11 protein-coding genes and 3 pseudogenes are annotated in these 21,013 nt (G+C 74.7%); 9 read left to right on the top strand and 5 right to left on the bottom strand.

From position 1 onward, the window contains the following. Nucleotides 1-27: 27 nt before the first annotated feature. The 3 genes and pseudogenes from ACZ52J_RS21525 to ACZ52J_RS21515 all read left to right on the top strand — a co-directional run. Nucleotides 28-645: pseudogene (locus ACZ52J_RS21525) on the top strand (isochorismatase family protein); the annotation flags it as partial. 137 nt (nucleotides 646-782) lie between these two features. Further along, on the top strand, nucleotides 783-1,016 hold the full coding sequence (locus ACZ52J_RS21520; protein ID WP_465620821.1) for a phosphopantetheine-binding protein: 234 nt from the start codon (nucleotides 783-785) through the stop codon (nucleotides 1,014-1,016). 59 nt (nucleotides 1,017-1,075) lie between these two features. Beyond that, nucleotides 1,076-1,849, top strand: coding sequence for an AMP-binding protein (locus ACZ52J_RS21515; RefSeq protein ID WP_465620819.1), 774 nt, complete (start codon nucleotides 1,076-1,078; stop codon nucleotides 1,847-1,849). A gap of 112 nt (nucleotides 1,850-1,961) precedes the next feature. On the opposite strand, the pseudogene ACZ52J_RS21510 reads toward ACZ52J_RS21515, so the two are convergent. Then, nucleotides 1,962-3,145: pseudogene (locus ACZ52J_RS21510) on the bottom strand (amidohydrolase). A 119-nt stretch (nucleotides 3,146-3,264) separates the two neighbouring features. On the opposite strand from ACZ52J_RS21510, the gene ACZ52J_RS21505 reads away from it, so the two are divergent. The 3 genes from ACZ52J_RS21505 (at nucleotide 3,265) to ACZ52J_RS21495 (ending at nucleotide 12,558) form a co-directional block, all read left to right on the top strand. Continuing rightward, nucleotides 3,265-10,908, top strand: a complete 7,644-nt coding sequence (locus tag ACZ52J_RS21505; protein WP_465620818.1) for an amino acid adenylation domain-containing protein — start codon at nucleotides 3,265-3,267, stop codon at nucleotides 10,906-10,908. Then, a complete protein-coding gene (locus ACZ52J_RS21500; RefSeq protein WP_465620816.1) occupies nucleotides 10,901-11,086 on the top strand; it encodes an MbtH family protein in 186 nt (61 codons plus the stop codon). The genes ACZ52J_RS21505 and ACZ52J_RS21500 overlap by 8 nt, the downstream gene beginning before the upstream one ends. Before the next feature lie 134 nt (nucleotides 11,087-11,220). After that, entirely contained in the window at nucleotides 11,221-12,558 is a 1,338-nt protein-coding gene (locus tag ACZ52J_RS21495) for a DHA2 family efflux MFS transporter permease subunit (protein ID WP_465620901.1), read from the top strand. Nucleotides 12,559-12,636: 78 nt separating this feature from the next. Here ACZ52J_RS21495 and ACZ52J_RS21490 read toward each other — a convergent pair. Continuing rightward, nucleotides 12,637-13,834 (bottom strand): annotated as a pseudogene (locus tag ACZ52J_RS21490) (IS110 family RNA-guided transposase). A 206-nt stretch (nucleotides 13,835-14,040) separates the two neighbouring features. Here ACZ52J_RS21490 and ACZ52J_RS21485 point away from each other — a divergent pair. Next, the gene (locus ACZ52J_RS21485) at nucleotides 14,041-14,589 is read left to right on the top strand and encodes a Uma2 family endonuclease (RefSeq protein WP_465620814.1); all 549 of its coding nucleotides are present in this window, start codon (nucleotides 14,041-14,043) and stop codon (nucleotides 14,587-14,589) included. 32 nt (nucleotides 14,590-14,621) lie between these two features. Here the strand turns inward: ACZ52J_RS21485 and ACZ52J_RS21480 are convergent, their stop codons facing one another. The 3 genes from ACZ52J_RS21480 to fhuB all read right to left on the bottom strand — a co-directional run bounded on the left by ACZ52J_RS21480 (nucleotide 14,622) and on the right by fhuB (nucleotide 18,914). Further along, the gene (locus ACZ52J_RS21480; RefSeq protein WP_465620812.1) at nucleotides 14,622-15,464 is read right to left on the bottom strand and encodes an MBL fold metallo-hydrolase; all 843 of its coding nucleotides are present in this window, start codon (nucleotides 15,462-15,464) and stop codon (nucleotides 14,622-14,624) included. Nucleotides 15,465-15,559: 95 nt separating this feature from the next. Further along, a complete protein-coding gene (fes, locus tag ACZ52J_RS21475) occupies nucleotides 15,560-16,711 on the bottom strand; it encodes an enterochelin esterase (protein ID WP_465620810.1) in 1,152 nt (383 codons plus the stop codon). Between the two features lie 22 nt (nucleotides 16,712-16,733). Beyond that, nucleotides 16,734-18,914 (bottom strand): Fe(3+)-hydroxamate ABC transporter permease FhuB, encoded by a 2,181-nt coding sequence (gene fhuB, locus ACZ52J_RS21470; RefSeq protein WP_465620808.1) that lies wholly within the window; start codon nucleotides 18,912-18,914, stop codon nucleotides 16,734-16,736. Between the two features lie 174 nt (nucleotides 18,915-19,088). On the opposite strand from fhuB, the gene ACZ52J_RS21465 reads away from it, so the two are divergent. Both ACZ52J_RS21465 and ACZ52J_RS21460 read left to right on the top strand, forming a co-directional pair. After that, on the top strand, nucleotides 19,089-20,102 hold the full coding sequence (locus ACZ52J_RS21465; protein WP_465620807.1) for an ABC transporter substrate-binding protein: 1,014 nt from the start codon (nucleotides 19,089-19,091) through the stop codon (nucleotides 20,100-20,102). A 66-nt stretch (nucleotides 20,103-20,168) separates the two neighbouring features. Further along, nucleotides 20,169-20,951 carry an ABC transporter ATP-binding protein gene (locus tag ACZ52J_RS21460; protein WP_465620805.1) on the top strand — a complete coding sequence of 261 codons (783 nt, stop codon included), beginning with the start codon at nucleotides 20,169-20,171 and terminating at the stop codon, nucleotides 20,949-20,951. Nucleotides 20,952-21,013 lie beyond the last annotated feature (62 nt).

Here is a 21,013-nt window from a genome sequence, read left to right as displayed (position 1 = left end):
CTGTCTAGCTGCTAAGGAACGACCATCGTGGGCCTGCCCCGCATACCCTCCTATCCGATGCCCGCCGCCGGGGAGCTGCCCGCCGACCGGGTCGCCTGGACGGTGGACCCGGCGCGCGCCGTCCTGCTGGTCCACGACCTGCAGAACCATTTCCTGGGCGCCTACGACACCGGGGCCGCGCCGGTTCCCGAACTGCTCGGCAACGTCGCGGGGTTGGCCGAGGCGGCGGGCGCCACCGGCGTCCCGGTCGTCTACTCGGCGCAGCCGGGCGGACAGAGCCCGGCCGAGCGCGGACTGCAGCAGGACTTCTGGGGGCCCGGCATCCCGGACGGCCCGCGCGCCACCGCGATCGCCGACGCCGTCGCGCCGAGGCCGGGCGACACCGTGCTGACCAAGTGGAAGTACAGCGCCTTCGTGCGCACCGAGTTGGCGCACCTGCTGCGCGAGCAGGGCCGGGACCAGCTGGTGATCACCGGCGTGTACGCGCACATCGGCGTGCAGGCCACCGCCTGCGACGCCTGGATGCGGGACATCCAGGCCTTCGTGGTGGCCGACGCCGTCGCCGACTTCGGCCCGGCGGAGCACCGTGCCGCGCTGGCCTGGGTGGCCGGGCGCTGCGGAGTGGTCACCACGACGGCGGCCGTGCTCGGGACGTTGAACGGCGTGCATGGCGTGGACGGCGTGGACGGCGTGGACGGCGTGGACGGTGCCAACGGCGCGAACAGCGTGGACGAGGCGGCGGGCGCGGGGGGTTCGGGCGAGACGGAAGAGGTGGACGGGAAGTGACAGGCGTGGGCTTCACGGTGGTTCGGATCCGGGCCGAGGTCGCCGACCTCCTCGGCGAGGACCCGGCGGACATCCCGCTGGACGAGAACCTGGTCGACTGGGGGCTGGACTCCATCCGCCTGATGACGCTCGCCGAGCGCTGGCGGGCGGAGGGCGTCGAGGTGGCGTTCGTCCGGCTCGCGGAGCGTCCGGTGATCGAGGCCTGGGCCGAGCTGCTGGGCGCGGCCTGATGGCGGCGGTCGTACGGGAGGCCGCCCGGACAGCGGTCCGGGAGTCCGTGTGGGAGGTCATGCGAGAGTCCGTCCGGGAGTTGGAGCGGGAGGGGGCGCTGCCCTCGGCGCCGTCCCTGCCCCGGCGCACGGTGACGTACCCGGCGACCACCGTGGTGGGGCCGGTCGAGGCCCAGGCGGCCCGGACACCGGACGCGCCGGCGCTGGTGCTCGCAGGCGGGGAGACCGTCAGCTACGGGGAACTGAACGCCTCGGCCAACCGGTTGGCGCGCGCCTTGGCCGCCCGCGGGGCCCGCCCGGGTGCGGTGGTCGGCCTGGCGGCCGTTCGGAGTCCGGCCGGGCTGCTGACGGCGCTGCTGGCGGTGGTGAAGTCGGGCGCGGCGTACCTGCCGCTGGACCCGGCCGACGCGCCCGGGCGCAGGGCGCGGCTGCTCGCGGAGACCGGGCCGGTGTGCGTGCTGGGGGAGGGGGTGGCGGGAGCGCTCGCCGGGCTGGAGACGGACGGCGAGCTGCCCACCGACCCGCCTCGGGCGCTCACCCCGCGGCACCTGCTCTGCGTCGGGTACGGCCCGGGCGGGCGCCCGACGGCTGTGCGGCTCACCCATGCCGAGGCGGACCGCCGGGTGCGCGAGCTGCAGGCGCAGCACCCGCTCGGCCCGGGCGACCGGGTGCTGCAACTGGGGCTGCCGCTCTGGGAGTTCCTCTGGCCGCTGCGGACGGGCGCCGCCGTGGTGCTCGCCGATCCGCAGGGGGAGGGGGAGGCCGGGGCGCTGGTCCGGGAGCTGGGCGTGACGGCGGTGCGGGTGGCGCCGGCGGCTCTGCTGGGTGCCTGACGGGCGGATGGCGGATGGCGGACTGCGGACGGACGGCTGACGGCTGACGACTTTCAGGTGACAGCTTTCAGCGAACAGATGATGAAATCTGTTCGCTGAAAGCTGTCCGCCGTTACTTGTCCGCCAACGAGGCCCCTGCCGCCAGGCCTGCCCCTGCCGCCGCCAGGTCCGCTGCCGTCCACGCCATTGCCACCGCGCCGTCCAGCACCGCCCGTTCCGCCTCCGCCCCCCGTGCCGCCTCGGCGAACGCCGCCTCGTGCGGGGCGCAGGCGCCGCCCGTGATGTCCAGGACCGGATGGATCGAGGGCACCACGTGTGACACGTTCCCCATGTCCGTACAGGCGAACGGCTCGCGCTCGACCGGCTCCGGCCGGCCGAGCGCCGCCGCGTTGGCCCGCCACAGGGCCAGCAGCCCCGGATCGGACCGCATGTCCAGGTAGTCCGGCTCGGGCCGGGACAGTTCCACCGTGCACCCGGTGGCCAGCGCCCCGGCGCGGAAGCAGTCCTCGACCCGGGTGCGCAGCTCCGCGAGGTCCTCGGCGGCCGAGGCCCGGATCTCGTACTCGGCGCGGGCACTGTCCGGGATCAGGTTCGGTGCCGTCCCGGCGCCGTGGTGATGCCGTGCACCCGCCAGCGCGGCGGGAGTTGCTGGCGCAGCAGCCCGATCGCGACCTGGGCGACGGTGAGCGCGTCGGCGGCGTTGCGGCCGTCGTGCGGATTGAGGCTCGGGTGGGCGGCGCGCCCGCGGTAGTTGACGGACAGCGTGCCGAGCGCGAAGGAGCGGAAGTCGGCGACCTCGACCGGGCAGGGGTGGACCATCATCGCGGCGTCCGCCCCGGCGAAGGCCCCCGCCTCCAGCAGCAGTGCCTTGCCGGCCCCGCGCTCCTCCGCCGGTGCGCCGATCACCCGTACGGTGAGCCCGAGTTGCTCGGTGTACGGGGCGAGCCCGAGCGCCGCGCCGAGGCCCGCGGCGGCGATCAGGTTGTGCCCGCAGGCGTGGCCGAGGCCGGGCAGCGCGTCGTACTCGCAGACCAGCGCGACGGTGACCGGCCCGCTGCCGAGGGTCGCGCTGAACGCGGTGGCCAGGTCGTGCACGGGCGCGGTGACGGAGTAGCCCTGGCCGCGCAGCAGTTCGGCGCACCAGCCGGCCGCGCGGTGCTCCTCGAAGGCGGTCTCGGGGTGGGCGTGGATGCGGCGGCTGAGCGCGAGCAGCTCCTCCCGGTGTGCGTGCACGCGGTCGCGGACGGCCTGCTTGGTGGCGGACAGGGTCGTGGCCGGGGTGGCGGACAGGGGCATGGGTGGCGCCTCCGAGGTGTCAGGGCCGGGGCTTCCCGCGCCCGTTGACCAGATCATATGAAGTTAGGTTAGGCTAACCTAAATAAGGCGTTCCGGATCCCCGAGGAGCTCTCCGAACCATGCCCGCCGCCGAGACCCAGACTGGCGACACCCGGACTGACGACATTCAGACCGGCGACATTCAGACCGGCGACCCCCGGATCGTCGAGACTCAGGCCGCCGACATCCCGTTGCTCGCCGCCCAGGCCGCCATCTGGTACGCCCAGTCACTCGAACCCGCCAGCCCGGTCTACAACACCGGCGACGCCGTCGAGGTCGCCGGTCCGCTCGACGAGGACCGGTTCGAGCGGGCGCTACGGCAGGCGGTGGAGGAGGCGGAGGCGCTGAGCGTCGTCGTCGTCGCCGGCCCCGACGGCACGCCCCGTCAGCGGCTGAGGCCCCACCGCCAGTGGCTACTGCACCGCCTCGACCTTCGCGCCGAGACCGCTCCGGAGGCCGACGTGAGCACCGGCAGCGGCACCGGCACCGCCGCTGAAGCCGAAGCCGCCGCCGAAGCCGCCGCCGAGGCCTGGATGCGCGCCGACCTCGCCCGTCCGGTCGACCTCTCCGAGGGCCCGCTGTTCACCCACGCGCTCATCCGCCTCGCCGACGACCGGTGGCTCTGGTACCGGCGGATCCACCATCTCGCCGTCGATGCCTACGCGTTGGCCCTCCTCGGCGGTCGGGTCGCCGAGCTGTACCGCGCGGACGCCGGCGGCGCCGAGTCGACCCCGAGCCCAACGTCGAGCCCTACCCCTACCCCGCCCCCGAGCCCGTTCGCGCGCCTCGCCGAGGCCGCCGCCGAGGAGGCCGCGTACCGCGACGGCGAGGAGTACGCGGCCGACCGCGCCTACTGGTCCGCCCGGATGGCCGACGCCGACACCCCGGCGACCCTCCCGGGCACGCCCGCCCGCGAACCCGGCGCGGCCCCGCTGCGCCTCACCGTCGACCTCCCCGTCGGCACCCGCGAGCGCCTGGAGCGCGCCGCCACCGTCGTCCGCGCCACCTGGGCCGAACTGCTCCTCGCCGCCACCGCCGGCTACCTGCACCGCCTGTCCGGCAGTCGGGACGTCGTCCTCGGCCTGCCGCTCGCCAACCGTCGCGGCCCGGCCGCCCTGCGCACCCCCGTCGCCGCCGCCAACGTGCTCCCGCTGCGCCTCGCCGTCCGCCCCGCCGACAGCGCCGAGGACCTGCTGCGCAGAGTGGTCCGCGAACTGCGCGCCGTCCGCCGCCACCAGCGCTACCCGCTGGAGGACCTGCGCCGAGACCTCGGCCGCACCGGCGACCGCCGCGCCCTGTTCGGCCCGATGGTCAACATCAAGGCTTTCGAGGGCGACCTCGACCTGGCCGGCCTGCCCGGCACCGTCCGCAACCTCGCCGCCGGCCCCGTGGACGACCTCGCCCTGAACGTCTCGCCCGGCCCGGACGGCGCGCTGCGCCTGGCCATCGACGCCGACCCGGCCCGTCACGGCGCCGCCTCCCTCGCCGCCCACCGCGACGGCCTGCTGCGCTACCTCGACGCCCTCGCCGAGCTGCTGCTCACCGCCCCGCAGACCCCGATCGCCCGGATCGACCTGCTCGACGCGGACAGCCTGCGCCGGGCCACCGCGGGCCGGGCCGAACCCCCGGCGGAGCGCACGGTGCCCGAGCTGTTCGCCGCCCGGGCCGCCCGCACCCCGGAGGCCGTCGCCGTCCGCTGCGGCGCGACCGCCCTGACGTACGCGCAGCTCGACACCGCCGCCAACCGCCTCGCCCACCGCCTGACCGCCCTCGGCGTACGGGCCGGCGCGCCGATCGCGATCGCCCTGCCGCGCGGCACGGACACGCTCGTCGCGATGCTCGCCGTCCTCAAGGCCGGCGGCGCCTGCGTCTCCCTCGACCTCACCCACCCCCGGCAGCGGCTCGCCGCCGTCCTGGCCGACGCCCGCCCGGTGTGTGCGGTCGGCACCGTCGAGGCCCTCGCCGGACTCGGCCTGCCCGCCGACCTGCCCACTGTGGCCACCGACCTGCCCGCCGACCCGCCCGTCGTGCGCACCGACCTGCCCACGGTACGGCCGGGGGAGGCCGACAGCGAGCCCGACACTGCCCCGCCCGCGCCGCAACTCCACCACCCCGCGTACGTGTTGCACACCTCCGGTTCCACCGGCCGCCCCAAGGGCGTGGTGGTCACCCATGCCTCGCTGGCCAACCTGTACGCCGGCCTCGTCGAGGACCACATCGCCCCCGCCGTGCGCCGTACCGGCCGTGAGCGCCTGCGCGTCGCCCACAGCGCCTCGTTCGCCTTCGACGCCTCCTGGGACCCGGTGCTCTGGATGGTCCACGGCCACGAGCTCCACCTGCTGGACGACGCCACCTACCGCGACCCGGCCGCCCTCGCCGCGCACCTCGACCGCGAGCGCATCGACTACCTCGACCTCACCCCCTCCTACCTCGAAGTCCTCATTGCCGAAGGGATCCTGGACGAAGGGCGGCACCGCCCGTCCGTCCTCGTGGTCGGCGGCGAGGCCACCCCGCCCGCCCTCTGGCAGCGCCTGACCGCCGTCCCCGGCCTGCACCTGGTCGACCTCTACGGCCCGACCGAGACCACCGTCGACGCCTACGCCTGGACCCCGGGCCCGGACGGTGCCCCGGTCGGCCGGGTGGTGCGCGGCTCCCGCGCCTACGTCCTGGACGGCTCCCTGCGCCCCGCGCCCGACGGCGTCGCCGGCGAACTGTACGTCGCCGGCGCCTGCCTGGCCCGCGGCTACCTCGGCCGCCCCGACCTGACCGCCGAACGCTTCCTCGCCGACCCCTTCGGCGGGCCGGGCGCCCGGATGTACCGCACCGGCGACCTGGCCCGCCGCCGCCCGGACGGCAGCCTGGAGCTCCTCGGCCGCGCCGACGACCAGGTGAAGATCCGCGGCTTCCGGGTCGAGCCCGGCGAGATCGCCGCCGTCCTCGCCGAACTGCCCGGCGTCGCCCAGGCCGTGGTGATCGCCCGTCCCGGACCACAGGGCAAGCGCCTGCTCGGCTACGCGGTCCCCGCACCCGGCCGCGCCCCGGACCCGGACGGGTTGCGCGCCGCGCTCGCCGCCCGGCTGCCCGCGCACATGGTCCCGGCGGCCGTGCTGCTGCTCGACGAACTGCCGCGCACCGCCCACGACAAGCTCGACCACCGGGCCCTGCCCGAGCCGGCCGTCTCCGCCGAAGGCGCTGCCGCGGCGACGCCGCAGGAGGAGCTGGTCTGCGGGCTGTTCGCCGACGTCCTCGGCCTGCCGCAGGCTCCCGGCCGGGACGCCTCCTTCTTCGACCTCGGCGGTCACTCGCTGCTCGCCGGTCGCCTCGCCGCCCGGCTGCGCGAGACCTTCGCCAGGCCGGTCGGGTTCGCCGACGTCTTCCGCCGCCCGACCCCGGCCCGCCTCGCCGCCCTGCTCGGCGACCGGGCCTGCACGGGCCGGCCCGACCCCGCCTGGCCCGACCCCGGCCCGAGCGACACCAGCCAGGCCGACACGAACCAGGCCGACGCCGACCATGCCGACGCTCCCGAGCCGCGCCCCGCCCTCGTACCCGTCCCGCGCACCGAGCGGATGCCGCTCTCGCCCGCCCAGCGCGGCCTCTGGTTCCTGCACCGGCTCGAAGGCCCCAGTCCCACCTACAACATCCCGCTCGCGCTCACCCTCACCGGCCCGCTGGACCGGCACGCGCTCACCCTCGCCCTCGGCGACCTCGTGGCCCGGCACGAAGTCCTGCGCACCGTCTACGGCGAGGAGCCGGACGGCATGCCGTACCAGCGGATCCGGCCGCTCGCACCACTCGAACTGCACGACGGGCCAACCGAGTTGGCGGAGGCCGTCCGGTACGCCTTCGACCTGACCACCGAACCGCCGCTGCGGGCCACCCTGTTCTCCGACGGGCCCGCCGAGCACACCCTCCTCCTGCTGCTCCACCACATCGCCGGCGACGGCGCTTCCACCACTCCGCTGGTCCGCGACCTGGCCGCCGCCTACACCGCCAGGATCGCCGGACGTGAACCAGAACTGCCACGGCTCACCGTCCAGTTCGCCGACCACGCAGCCTGGCAGCGGCAGCGTCTCGGCACCCCCGACGCGCCCAGCCCGCTCGCCCTCCGGCAAGCCGAGTACTGGCGCACCACGCTCGCCGGGCTGCCCGACCAGCTGGAACTGCCCACCGACCGCCCCCGCCCGGCCGTCGCGGGGCACCGGGGCGCCACCGTGCCCTTCGATCTCGACGCCGAGGCGCACACCGCCCTTGCCGGGCTCGCCCGGTCCGCCGACAGCACCGTCTTCATGGCCGTTCTGGCCGGGCTCACCGCCCTGCTCGCCCGGCACGGCTGCGGAACCGACCTCCCGATCGGCACCCCGGTGGCCGGCCGCGAGGACGACCGAACCGCTGCGCTGGTCGGCTACTTCGTCAACTCCGTGGTCCTGCGCACCGACACGTCCGACGACCCGACCTTCCGAGAGCTGCTGGCCCGGGTACGCACCACCGTCCTCGGCGCCCACGAGCACGCCGACCTGCCCTTCGACCGCCTGGTCGAGGAACTCAACCCGGCGCGCTCGCTCGCCCGCCACCCGCTCTTCCAGGTGATGCTCGCCTGGCAGAGCCGGCCCGACGAGCGCATCGCGCTGGGGGGCGGCCTCACTGCCGAGCTCGCCGCCGTCCCCAGCGGCACCGCCAAGTTCGACCTCACCCTCAACACCGGCGAACTGCCCGGCGGCGGCATCGGCGGCTTCCTGGAGTACCGCACCGACCTCTTCGACGCCGCCACCGTGGCCACGCTCGGGGAACGGCTGGTCCGGCTCCTCACCGCCGCAGCCACCGCGCCCGACACCCAGATCGGCCGACTCCCGCTGATCAGCGAGGAGGAGCGGCGGCGCGCCCTCGTCGAGTGGAACGCCACCCCCGGCCCGGCGAGCCCGACGGACGCCGCTCCCGGCGCCACCCTGCCCGAGCTGTTCGAGGCGGCAGCCAAGGCCAACCCGCGTGCGATCGCCGTGAGTTACGAAGGAAGCCGACTCGACTACACCGAACTCGGCGCCCGCGCCGACCGGTTGGCCCGACTCCTGGTCGCCAACGGCATCGGCCCCGGCACCATCGTCGCCCTCGCCCTGCCGCGCTCGCTCGCACTCGTCGTCGCCCTGCTGGCCGTGGCCAAGTCCGGCGCCGCCTACCTGCCGCTCGACCCCGAGTACCCGGCCGACCGCCTGGCCTACATGCTGGCCGACGCCGCCCCCGCCGCCGTGCTCACCGACCGCGCCACCGCACCCCGGCTGCCAACCCACGAGAGGACCGCGCACGAGAGGTCCGCCCACGAGAGGTCCGCGCACGAGGGGTCCGCCCACGAGCGGTCCGCGCACGAGGGGTCCGCCCACGACCGGTCCGTGCGGGAGGGGTCCGCCCCCGCGGGGCCCGCCCGCGACGTACCCCGACTCCTCGTCGACGGACCGGAAGCCGAGCAGTATCCCGCCGTCCCGCTCGCCCCACACGAACGCACCCGCCCGCTGAGCGCCGAGGACACCGCGTACGTCATCTACACCTCCGGCTCCACCGGCCGCCCCAAGGGCGTACCCGTCACCCACCGCAACGTGGTCCGGCTGTTCAGTGCCACCGACCACTGGTTCGGTTTCGGCGCCGACGACGTCTGGACGCTGTTCCACTCCTACGCCTTCGACTTCTCCGTCTGGGAGTTGTGGGGCGCCCTGCTGCACGGCGGCCGGCTGGTCGTCGTCCCGCACCTGGTCAGCCGCGACCCCGCCGCCTTCCTCGACCTGCTCGCCCGCGAACGCGTCACCGTGCTCAACCAGACGCCCTCCGCGTTCTACCAGCTCAGCGCCGCCGACCGGGATCGCCCGGGCAGCGAACTCGCCCTGCGCCACGTGGTGTTCGGCGGCGAGGCGCTGGAAATCGCCCGTCTGGACGACTGGTACACCCGGCACGCCGAGGACGCGCCGACCCTGGTCAACATGTACGGCATCACCGAGACCACCGTGCACGTCTCCCACCTCGCCCTCGACCGGGCGAGCGCCGCCGCCGGAAGCAGCAGCACCATCGGCGTCAACATCCCCGACCTGCGCGTCTACGTCCTCGACCGGCACCTGCAGCCCGTCCCGCCCGGCGTCACCGGCGAGATGTACGTCGCCGGGGCGGGCCTGGCCCGCGGCTACCTCGGCCGCCCCGCGCTCACCGCCACCCGCTTCGTCGCCGACCCGTACGCCGAGCTCTTCGGCGAGCACGGCACCCGGATGTACCGTTCCGGCGACCTCGCCCGCCGCCGCGCCGACGGCATCCTCGAGTACTTCGGCCGCGCCGACCAGCAGGTCAAACTGCGCGGCTTCCGGATCGAACTCGGCGAGATCGAAGCCGTGTTGGCCGCCCACCCGGCCGTCGCCGACGCCGCGGTCCTCGTCCGCGAGGACGCGCCGGGGGACCAGCGGCTGGTCGCCTACGTGGTCGCCCACGTGGTGGCCGGCGGCGCGGTGGCCGAAGGCGTCACCCCCGACGAACTGCGCACCCACGCCGCCGCCGGACTGCCCGCCCACATGGTTCCGTCCGCCGTCGTCCTGCTCGACCGGCTGCCGCTGACCGCCAACGGCAAACTCGATCGCCGCGCCCTGCCCGCGCCCGAGGCGCCGGCCGCGGGCGCCGGCCGACCGCCGCGCACCCCGCGCGAGCAGCAGCTGTGCGAACTGTTCGCCGAGGTCCTGGGTGTGGCCGCGGTCGGCGTCGAGGACGACTTCTTCGCCCTCGGCGGGCACTCACTGCTGGTCGTGCGCCTCGCCGGGCGGATCCGCGAACTGCTCGGACTGGACGTCGGCATCGGTACGCTCTTCCAGGCACCCACGGTCGCCGCCCTCGACACCGCCATCGACACCGCCCTCGCCGCCGGCGCCGAGTCCACCGACGCGCTGGACGTCCTGCTCCCGCTGCGGCCCGTCGCCCCCGGCCGCCGACGCCCGCTGTTCGCCATCCACCCGGCCGGCGGCCTCAGTTGGTGCTACACCGGCCTGATTCGACACCTGCCCGGCGAGATCCCCCTCTACGGCCTCCAGGCCCAAGGCGTCGGCGCCGCCACCGCCGCCGAACCGCTGCCCGGCACGATGGAAGAACTGGCCGCGCACTACGCCGGCCGGCTGCGCGAGGTCCAGCCCGAAGGCCCCTACCGGCTGCTCGGCTGGTCCACCGGCGGAATCATCGCCCACGCCGTGGCAGTCCGGCTCCAGGAACTGGGCCAGGACGTCGAGCTGCTCGCCGTCCTGGACGCCTACCCCGCCGAAGGCTTCCGCGAACTGCCCGTCCCCGACCAGGCCGAGGCACTCGAGGCACTGCTCACCATGGGTGGCTACGGCCCCGAGGACCTTGCCGGCCGGCCGCTCGAACTCGACGCCGTCACCGAGCTGTTGCGCCGCGAAGGCAGCCCGCTCGCCGGACTCGACGACACCACCGTGGCCGCGCTCAACCGGATCTACCTCAACACCAACCACCTCGTACGCGGCTACGACCACCGCCGCTACGACGGGGACGTGCTGTTCTTCCGTGCCACCGTCGACACCATCGACGACACCCTGGTGCCCGAACTCTGGAACCCGTACGTGACCGGCCGGATCGCCAACACCGACGTGGCCTGCTCCCACAAGGACATGACCCTGCCCGCCCCGATCGCGCACATCGCGAGCGTGATCGCCGACCACCTCGCCGACGACCTGGAGAAGTGCCCCGATGAGTGACGCCCCCGCCAACCCCTTCGACACCGACGGCGAGTTCCTGGCGCTCGTCAACCCCGAGGGACAGCACTCCCTCTGGCCCTCCTTCGCCGCCGTCCCGGCCGGCTGGGACGTCGCCCACGGCCCGTGCGAGCGGGCCGCCGCCCTGGAGTGGATCACCGCCCACTGGACCACCCTGTGACACCTGCCGGGGCCCCTCCCGAAGCCCCTGCCGGGGCGACCGGCGCCCCCGACGCCCAGGCCCCCGACGCCCAGGCCCCCGATGCCCCGGGCGCCCAGGCCCCGGCGCGTCCCCCGCTCGCGGGGCGCGCCGCGGTGGTCGCCGTCTACACGGCCGCGATGTGCATGAACGGCCTGGACTCGACCATCGTCAACCCCGCGCTGTTCAGCATCGCCGAGGACTTCGGCCGACCGGTCTCGGCGGCCAACGCCGTCGAGACCGCCTTCCTGATCGGCCTCGCCCTCGGCCTGCCGGTGGCCGGCTGGCTCGGCGACCGGTACGGCGTGAAGCGGGTCTTCCTCGGCGCGCTCGGCGCCTTCACCCTCGCCTCCGCCCTGTGCGCCGCCGCCCCCGGCCTCGGCTCGCTGGCCGCCGCACGGGCCGTCCAGGGCGTGGCGGGCGGACTGCTCACCCCGGTCGGGATGACCCTGCTGTTCCGGGCCTTCGCCCCGCACGAGCGGGCGGGCCTGGGCCGGATCCTGATCGTCCCCACCGCGCTGATGCCCGCCCTCGGACCGCCACTCGGCGGCCTCCTCACCGAACACCTGTCCTGGCACTGGCTGTTCCTCGTCAACGTGCCGATCGGGGTGGCCGCCGTCGCCGTCGGCCTGCGCGGCCTGCGCAGCGCCGACGAACCCTCGGCCGGCCGCTTCGACACCACCGGGTTCCTGCTCGCCACCCCCGGCCTCGGCCTGCTGACCTACGCCCTCGGCTTCGGCCCGGCCCACGGCTGGTCCTCTCCGGGCGTGGTACTCGGCGCCGTCGCAGGCCTGGTCCTCTTGGCTGCCGCCGTCCGTCGGCAACTCCGCGCCGACGAGCCACTGGTGGACCTGCGACTGCTCGCCGACCGGACCTTCGGCGCGGCGAGCCGGCTGGCCCTGCTCACCTCCGCCGCACTGATGGGCGCGCTGTTCGCCCTCCCGCTGCTCTACCAGGCGGCCCAGGGCGCCACCGCCCTCGACGCCGGACTGAGCGTCTTCCCGGAGGCGATCGGCCTGATGGCCGCCTCCCAGGTGGTGGACCGCCTGCTGCCCCGCCTCGGCCCGCGCCGCCTCGCCCTGCCCGGGCTGCTGCTCGCCGCTGTCGTCCTCGCGGCGCTCGGCTACGCGGAGAATCCGTGGCTGGTCCGGGCCCTGATGTTCGGCGTCGGCCTCATCCTCGGCACCGCCGTCCTCACTGTCCAGATCGCCGGCTTCGCCGACGTCCGCCCGCCCGCGATGGGCCGCGCGATGGGCCTCTTCACCATCCTGCGCACCCTCGGCGGCGCCCTCGGCATCGCCGCCACCGCCGCCCTCATCGGGGCCTTCCCCGCCGACTCGGGCACCACTCCCTACCGCCTCGCCCTCCTCCTCACCGCCGCCCTGGTCGCCGCCGGCGCCCTCCTCGCCACCCGGCTCCCGACGGAGCCCCCGGGCTCGCCCCCGGAGGACTGAACACCCCGCGGATGCCCGCCTCCGGTGCGCCGGCTGCCGTACGGTGGCCGAAGCACCGGAGGAGTCTCAATGATTGAGTCAAGCCGTCTGCGCGGCCGGATCGGGGGTGAAGACCCGGTTGTCGCGCAGGAGGGCCCACAGGACGCTGACCCGTCGGCGGGCGAGAGCAATGATCGCCTGGACGTGCTTGAGCCCTTCGCCGCGCTTCTTGAGGTAGAAGTCACGGTTGGGCCCGTCTCTGATGATGCTCGTCTGCGCGGACAGGTAGAACACCCTGCGCAGGCGGCGGCTGTAGCGCTTGGGCCGGTGCAGGTTGCCGGTCCGTCGGCCCGAGTCGCGGGACGGGCACCAGCCCGGCCGCCGAGGCCAGGTGGCCCGCGTCGGCGTAGGCGCTCAGGTCGCCGGCGGCGACGACGAACTCCGCGCCCAGGATCGGCCCGACGCCCGGCAGCGACTCGCTGATCTCCGCCTGCGGGTGGGCGTGGAACGTGGCCTTGATCTGCTTGTCTATGCCCTTGAGCCGGTCGTCCAGGACCAGGATCTGGGCCGCGAGGTCGGCGACGATCTGCGCGGCGACATCCGCGCCGGGCAGCACGGTGTGCTGGGCGCCGGCCGCCTCCAGAGCGGTGGCGGCCACTGCGTCCGCGCCACGCACGCCGCGATTGGCCAGCCAGGCCGTCAGCCGGGCCCGCCCGCGGCGACGCAGGGCCGCCGGGGTCTGGTAGCCCGTCAGCAGTACCAGGGCGCCCTTGTGGGCGGAGTAGTCGAAGGCCCGCTCCAGCGCCGGGAAGATCCCGGTCAGCACATCGCGCAGGCGGTTGATCATCCGGACCCGGTCGGCGACCAGGTCGGTGCGGTGCGCGGTCAGCAGCGCGAGGTCGGCCGCCAGCTGGGCGGGCACGTCGATCGCCGCGAAGTCCCGGCGGACGCGGGCGGTTTCCGCGATCACGTAGGCGTCGCGGGCGTCGCTCTTCGCCTCGCCCCGGTAGGCGCCGGACATCCGGTTCACGGTCCGGCCGGGCACATACACGGGCTTCTGCCCGTGGGCGGCGAGCAGGGCCAGCAGCAGCGCCGACGCCGTGCCGGAGATGTCCACCGCCCAGGCAACCCGGTCGGCCAGGGCGAGGATCTCGCCGATCGCGGTCAGGATCGCCGACTCGTCGTTGTCGATCTTCCGCGACCACAGGGTCGCGCCGGTGTCGTCGACCACCGCCGCCCAATGGTGGCCCTTGCCCGCGTCGATGCCGGCCCAGACCTGGTCCCGCTGTCTGCTCATTCGCCCCTCCTCGAACTGCCTGCTTCGCCGTTGGCCCGAGGAACACCCCGCCGTCAGCTCCGTAAACAGCGCTCGGAACGCAGATCTCAATCAGCAGCCAGGGCGCCCCGGAGAGCCGGACGGCCACTCCTCGGGAGCCACAGAAGGCAAGACCGCATCAGCCACATCCGGCCCTCCCGGGCCGCCTAACAACTTACGGAGACCGCATGAACCCTGAGCACTATCGCCTGCTCGAAGAGGCCCGTCGTAGACTCCCGGACGGCTACAAGGTCGAGCTGTCCGGCGACATCATCGTCATGCAGGCGTCGCGGTCGTCGATCCACCAGCTCAACCTCGCGATCGTCCAGCGCCAGTTCGAGGCACACTGCCCACCGGGGTACTTCCCGACCGGGAACAGCGACCTCTCCTCGCCTGAGGTCGGCTCGGTCCGTAACCCCGACCTCACCTACCTGCCCGAGGACGTCATCGAGCTGGGCCGCGAGATCCCGGCCGAGCTGGCCCTGATCGCGGTCGAGATCGTCTCGCCGTCCAACCCCGACAACGACTGGAGCGGGAAGGTCCGCGACTACCCGCGGATGGGCCTCCCGCTCTACCTGATCGTGGACCCGCGGCAGAAGACCGTGACGCTGTTCTCGGAGCCGAACCGCGACCGCTACCACACGCGGACGGAGCGGGAGTTCGGCGAGACCATCGGCATTCCCGAGCCGTTCGGCTTCGAGCTGGACCTGTCCCTGCTGGTTCCGTACCGGGACTGATTCCGGTCGGGTCCGGTCGCGCCCGGCGGGGCTCAGCCCGTCGGGCAGAGGACCAGGTCGCGCAGGGCGCGGCGGGTCGGGGAGGGGCCGGATTCGGCGAGGGCGGCGCGGATCTGGCGCAGGTGGCCGAGGGTGAGTTGGAGTGGGGGTTCGTTCGGCTGGTAGGTGGTGCGGACGGGGTAGTCCACGCCGGGGTGGCGGGTCATCTCGATGTGGCAGCCGAGGACGTACGTCACCGGGCGGTGCCGAGCGAAGTCGAGCAGCCGGTCGACGGAGCGCCCGAAGGCCGCCCAGTCGTCGATGTAGAGCCGGCCCGGGTAGACGGTGTCGCCGGTGAGCAGGAAGCCCGTCCACGGGTCGTAGTACGTCACCGCCGAGGCGTGGTGCCCGGGCGTGGCCAGGCACTCCACGGCGCGGCCGCCGCCGAGGTCGACCGTGGCCACCGCCTCCGGATTCCGGTCGAAGCCGAAGTACGGCCAGGCGGCGGCCGGGTGGGCGGGCACCAGGGTGGTGTCCGGCCGGTCGGCGAACTGCCGGTCGGCGGCGACGTGGTCGTCGTGGTCGTGGGTGTGCAGGACGAGCAGTTCGTAGCCGTCGCGGGGGTGGCGGGCGAGCCAGCGCCCGATCAGGCCGTCGACCACCGTGCGCAGCGGGAAGAACGCGGGCTCGGCGGTGGCCCCGGTGTCCAGCAGGAGAGCGCGCTCCGCCCCGAACAGCAGGTACAGGAACGGGGCTTCGTAGTGGACCGCCTTGTTCTGCCGCATGATGACGGTGTGCTCGTCGTACACGTGGACGTGGATCTCCGGGTCCGTGTTGTGCTTGGACGACGGCGATCCGTGGATCCACCGCACCTCCAGCGGACGGGCGAACCGCATGCCGCCAACCACGAGACCTCCCGGTGACTACCGCTCCCGACGGCGGGTTCCCCGACGTTGGGCGCTCGGTGGTCGGCGACACGGGTGGCTTCGCCCTACTTCGTCCTTTCGGGTGATGCCGCCGATGCGGACGCCCCCAGCAGGTGCGCGAGCCCGTCCGCGAGCCCGCCGCGCCAACAGGCGTAGTCGTGACCGCCGTTGAACTCGCGGTAGGCGAGGTCGTAGCCGCGCGCCAGCAGGACGTCCCGCAGGTGCCGGTTCTGGGTGAGCAGCATCCATTCCTGCAGCCCGACCTCGACGTAGAAGCGGGCCGCCCGGCGTTCCTCGGCGGCGAACCGCCGGGTGAGCCATTCGCTGCCCTCGTCGAACTCGGTCCCGTCCGGCCACCAGAAGGAGCCGGACTGGGAGAGCGCGTTGCCGAAGCGTTCGGGCCGCCGGTAGGCGGCGAAGGCGGCGGTGAGCCCGCCCGCGCTCTGGCCCGCGATGACGGTGCGCGCGGGGTCGGTGGTCGCGCCGAACTCCCGTGCGGCCCAGGGGAGGAGGCGGTCGGCGAGGAGGTCGACGAAGGCCGGGTCGCAGCTGAGGTCGTCGGGTCGGCCGGGGCCCATGGTGTGGACGAGCAGGACCACGGTGGGCGGGATCGCGCCGTCGGCCGTCAGGTTGTCGAGGGTGTCGCCGACGGCCAGCACCTTGCCCCACATCTCGCCGTCCAGCAGGACGATCACCGGGTACGGGCCACGCCCGGCCCCGGCCCCGGCCACGTGCCCGGCCGGCAGGTGGACGTCCACCCGCCGCCCGGCGACCGTGTGCGGGACCGTCCGGCCGCGCGGCACGCCGTCCCGCTGCCGGACGTACGGCTGCGCGGGCGCGTCGGGCAGGCTGAGCACCGAGGCGGGGTGGCGGCCGTCGCGGGCGGGCAGTCGGGGTTCGGTGTCGTACGGGTCGGGGCGGGCGTGGTCGAGGACGTACAGCCAGTCGGGGCGGGTCGTGCCGGGGGCTTCGCCGTGGAACGGGTACAGCTGGTAGGAGGCGCGGTGGTCGGCGCGCAGCCGGTAGGTGATCGACCAGCCGCCGTCGGTCTGACGTTTCATCAGGTGCGGGGTGAGGTCGTCGGAGTGGCGGTCCTTGTCGGTGACGGTGTGCAACAGGGCGAGGACGCCGTCGCACTCCTCGTCCCGGTGGGTGAGGGTGACGAGGCGGTAGGTGGGGTCGTCGGGGTCGGGCGTGACGAGGGGAGGGGTTTCCATGGTCGCGGTCTCCTGAAGTGGCTTACGTCGTGCCGCTCTTGCGGCCGAGCAGGACCCAGAGCAGGAAGGGGCCGCCGAGGACGGTGGTGACGATGCCGACGGGGATCTCCACCCCACCGATCAGCACCCGTCCCAGGGTGTCCGCGAGGACGACGAGCAGGGCGCCGGTCAGCGCCGAGCCGAGGACCGGGACGCGGGCGGGCCCGGCGAGGCGTCCGGCGATGACGGGTGCGGCGAGGGCGACGAAGCCGACCGGCCCGCAGACGCCGACCGCCAGCCCGGCCAGGGCGACGGCCAGCAGCAGGCAGGCGAGTCGGACCCGGCCGGGGTCGACGCCGAGCGCGGAGGCGACGTCGTCGTCGAAGCGCAGCACCGCCAGCCGCCGGGCCACCACCAGGGCGAGCGGCACCAGCGCCGCGAGCCCGATCAGGACGGGTGCGGCGCCGGCGTAGTCGCGCCCGTTGAGGCTGCCGGATGTCCAGATGTACAGCGAGCCAGCCGAGTTGAGCGAGCGGCGGGCGAGCGCGACCTGGATGACCGCCGAGGCGAGCGCGGACATCGCGAGCCCGACGATCAGCACCCGGTAGCCGCGCGCGCCGAGCCCGCCGGAGACCAGGGTGACGGCCAGGACGGCGGCGAGCGCGCCGAGCGGCCCGGCCCACCAGGCGCCGAAGGTGCCGGAGGCGGTGGCGGAGACCAGGACGGCCGCTGTCGCACCGTCGTTGACGCCGAGGAGTTCGGGGGTGGCGAGGCGGTTGCGGGCGAGGGTCTGGGTGAGGCACCCGGCCAGGCCGAGTGCGGCTCCCGCGGCGAGCCCGGCGACGATCCGGCCGAGCCGGAACTTCTGCACCAGCAGGACGTCGAGGCGGTCGCCGTAGCCGAACACGGCCTGGAAGGTGCGGCCGAGGCCGAGTTCGCTCTGCCCGGCGTGCGCGGAGACCACGACGGCGGCGAGCAGAGCGGCGGCGAGGCCGAGCGAGGCGGCGAGTGCCCGGCGGGGGAGCAGCAGCGACCGGCTGCCGTGCCGAAGGGCGAAGTCCGGTGTCGGGGAGGGTGGTTCGAGGTGCCGTGCGGGCGGGGCGGCGGTCTCGGCCGGGTCGGTGATGGCGAGGGCGGCGGAGTGCCGGGAGCGGACGATGGCGATCAGTACGGGGGCGCCGACGAGTGCGACGATCACCGACACCGGAGCCTCGAACGGCCGGGCGACCACCCGGGCGAGGATGTCGGCGCCGGTCAGCACGGCGGCGCCGAACAGTCCGGCGAGCAGGGTGAGCCGGCCGACCCGGGGCCCGGCGACGGGTCGGGCGAGGAATCCGGCGAGCAGGCCGAGGAAGGAGACCGGTCCGGCCAGCGCGACCGCGGAGGCGGTGAGCATGGTGACCGCGACGGCGACGGCGGCCCGGGTGGCGCCGGGCCGGTGGCCGAGGCCGCGGGCGAGGTCGTCGCCGAGTGCCAGCGCGGTGAGCGGGCGGGTGGCGAGGAGGGCGAGCAGGAAGCCGGCGCCGAGGACGGGGGCGAGCTGGCGCAGGGTGGCCCAGCCCTCCACGCCGGCGAGTGAGCCGAGCACCCAGGCTCGATAACGGTCGTACGATTCCGGCGAGTTGACGATCAGGACGCCGGTGAGTCCGCCGAAGGTCGCGCCGACGGCGGAGCCGCCCAGCACCAGCCGCATCGGCGAGCCGCCGCCCCGGCTGCCGGCGATCAGCAGCACCAGCGTGCTGGCGAGCACCGCGCCGCCGAAGGCGAGGGCGAGGTAGCCGTACGAGGTCTGGACGCCGAGGACGGCGATGCCGAGGACGACGCCGAGCGAGGCGCCGGCGTTGACACCGAGCAGGCCGGTCTCGGCGAGCGGGTTGCGGGTGACGGACTGCAGCTGCGCGCCGGCGACGCCGAGCGCGGCGCCGACCAGCAGGGCGGTGAGGGTACGGGGGAGTCGCAAGTCGCCGACGACCAGGGCGAGTCGGCCGTCGGCGCGGGCGCCGTCACGGTTCAGCAGGTAGTCCAGCACGCGCCCGGGTCCGACCTCGCCGGCGCCGACCGACAGCGAGAGCGCGGCCAGGGCGAGCAGGAGTGCCACGGTCCCGACGGCGACCGGCCAGGTGGGGCGGCCGTGCGCGGGTCGGTGGGGCTCCCGGGTCGGCGGCGGCGCGTCCGGCGCGGTGGCAGGGGGCGGTTCGTGGACGCCCGCTTGCGACAATGTCATAAGGTAAGGCTAACCTAATGGGCGAGCCGTCTGCAGGGCGCTCACGGGGTGCCTTGCAGGGTCTTCCGGGGGCACCTCGCAGGGTCCTCCCGGGGCACCTCGCGGGGCGCCGCCGTCCCGTCGAGCCGCCCGGACTCCGCTCAACTCCCTTACCGCCACTGCCCGGAGGCATCCATGCCGTTCGCCCGTCGCCCGCTCAGCCCCGTCCGCCGCCGCGCGGCCCAGGCGTTGGCCGTCACCGGGGCGGCCGCCCTCCTGCTCACCGGCTGCGGCTCCTCGGGCTCCTCCGGCTTCTCCGCGCCCGCCACCTCGCCGGGAGCGGAAGCGGCGGGCGGCGGCAACGGCGGCAAGCGGACCGTCAAGGACGCCACCGGCAAGGCCGTCGAGGTCCCCGCCGAGCCCCAGCGGATCGTCACCCTCACCCAGGAGGACCTGGACGCGGTGCTCGCCCTCGGCGTCAAGCCGGCCGGCATCACCAACGGCCAGGGCCTCGACGAGCCGCCCGCGTACCTGAAGGACAAGGTCCAGGGCGTGCCGGTGGTCGGCAACCTGCTGCAGCCGGTGATGGACAAGGTGGTCGCCGCCAAGCCCGACCTCATCCTGGCCGGCGACATGCAGGACGAGCAGGTGCTCAAGCAGCTGCGCGCGATCACCCCCGCCACCCTGGTCACCATGGCACCCACCGACGACTGGAAGCTCGCCTTCCGGGGCATCGGCAACGCCGTCAACAAGCTCGACCAGGCCGACAAGGTGATCGGCGACTACGAGGCCAAGGCCGCCAAGGCGGGCAGCGGGCTCGGGAACAAGGGCGCCGCCGTCTCCATCGTCCGCTGGAACCCCACCGGCCCGAGCTGGATGGAGAGGAAGCAGTTCGCCGGTGGCGTCGCCCTCGACATGGGCCTCACCCGCCCGGCCGCGCAGGACAAGGACGGCAACGCGCACAGCCCGGCGCTCAGCCTCGAGAAGCTCTCCGAGATCGACGGCGACTGGCTGTTCCTGTCCACCCTCACCGACGACGGCAAGTCCGCGCTCAAGGAGGTCCAGTCCAAGCCCGCCTACCGGGAACTGAACGCGGTGAAGAACAACCACGCCGTCACGGTGGACGGCTCGGTCTGGTCCACCCGGGGCGGCCCGCTCGCCGCCGACGTCGTCATCGGCGACCTCACCAAGGCGCTCGGCGGCAGCTGAGCACGCGCCGGACCGGGGCCCGCCATGGAGTCGACGAGATGGATATGACGGTAGGGACATGACGGTATGGAGCTGACGATCGAGGGCCTCACCGCCGGCTACGGCCCGGGGCGCCCGGTGCTCGACGGGGTCGACCTCACCGTCCCGGCCGGGCAGGTGGTGGCGGTGGTCGGGCCGAACGGCTGCGGCAAGTCCACGCTGCTGCGGGCCGTGGCCCGGCTGCACCGGCCCGACGGCGGACGGGTCCTGGTCGGCGGCGAGGACGTCTGGCGGCTGCGCCCCCGTCAGGCCGCCCACCGGATCGCCCTGCTGCCGCAGAGCCCGCAGGCGCCGGAGGCGGTCACCGTCGCCGGACTCGTCCGCTACGGCCGCCACCCGCACCAGGGCCTGTTCCACCAGTGGTCGCCGGACGACGAGCGGCTCACCGCCGAGGCCCTGCGTGCCACCGGCGTCGAGGGCCTCGCCGACCGCCGCCTCGACCGACTCTCCGGCGGCCAGCGCCAGCGCTGCTGGCTCGCCATGGTGCTTGCCCAGGACACCCCGGTCGTCCTGCTCGACGAGCCGACCAGCGCGCTCGACCTCGGGCACGCGGTCGAGGTGCTGGAGCTCGTCCGCCAGGTCGCGGCGGGCGGGCGGACGGTGGTCATGGTGCTGCACGACCTCGCGGCGGCCGCCCGCTACGCGGACCTGCTGGTCGCCCTGCGCGACGGCGCGGTGGTGGCCTGCGGGCCGCCGCGCGAGGTGGTGGACGCGCCGCTGGTGCGGGCGCTGTACGACATCGACAGCCATGTGCTCGCGGCGCCGGGCGACGGCGCGCCGGTCATCGTGCCCCGGGCGCCACTGGGTTGACGGCACTGCTTTTCGTCAACGGGCTCGTCCCCTTCGCCTGATCGATCACCCGTTCGAGCGGT

The organism is Kitasatospora sp. NPDC034035, from assembly GCF_055575755.1.
This window is presented reverse-complemented; position numbering and strand designations above follow the sequence as displayed.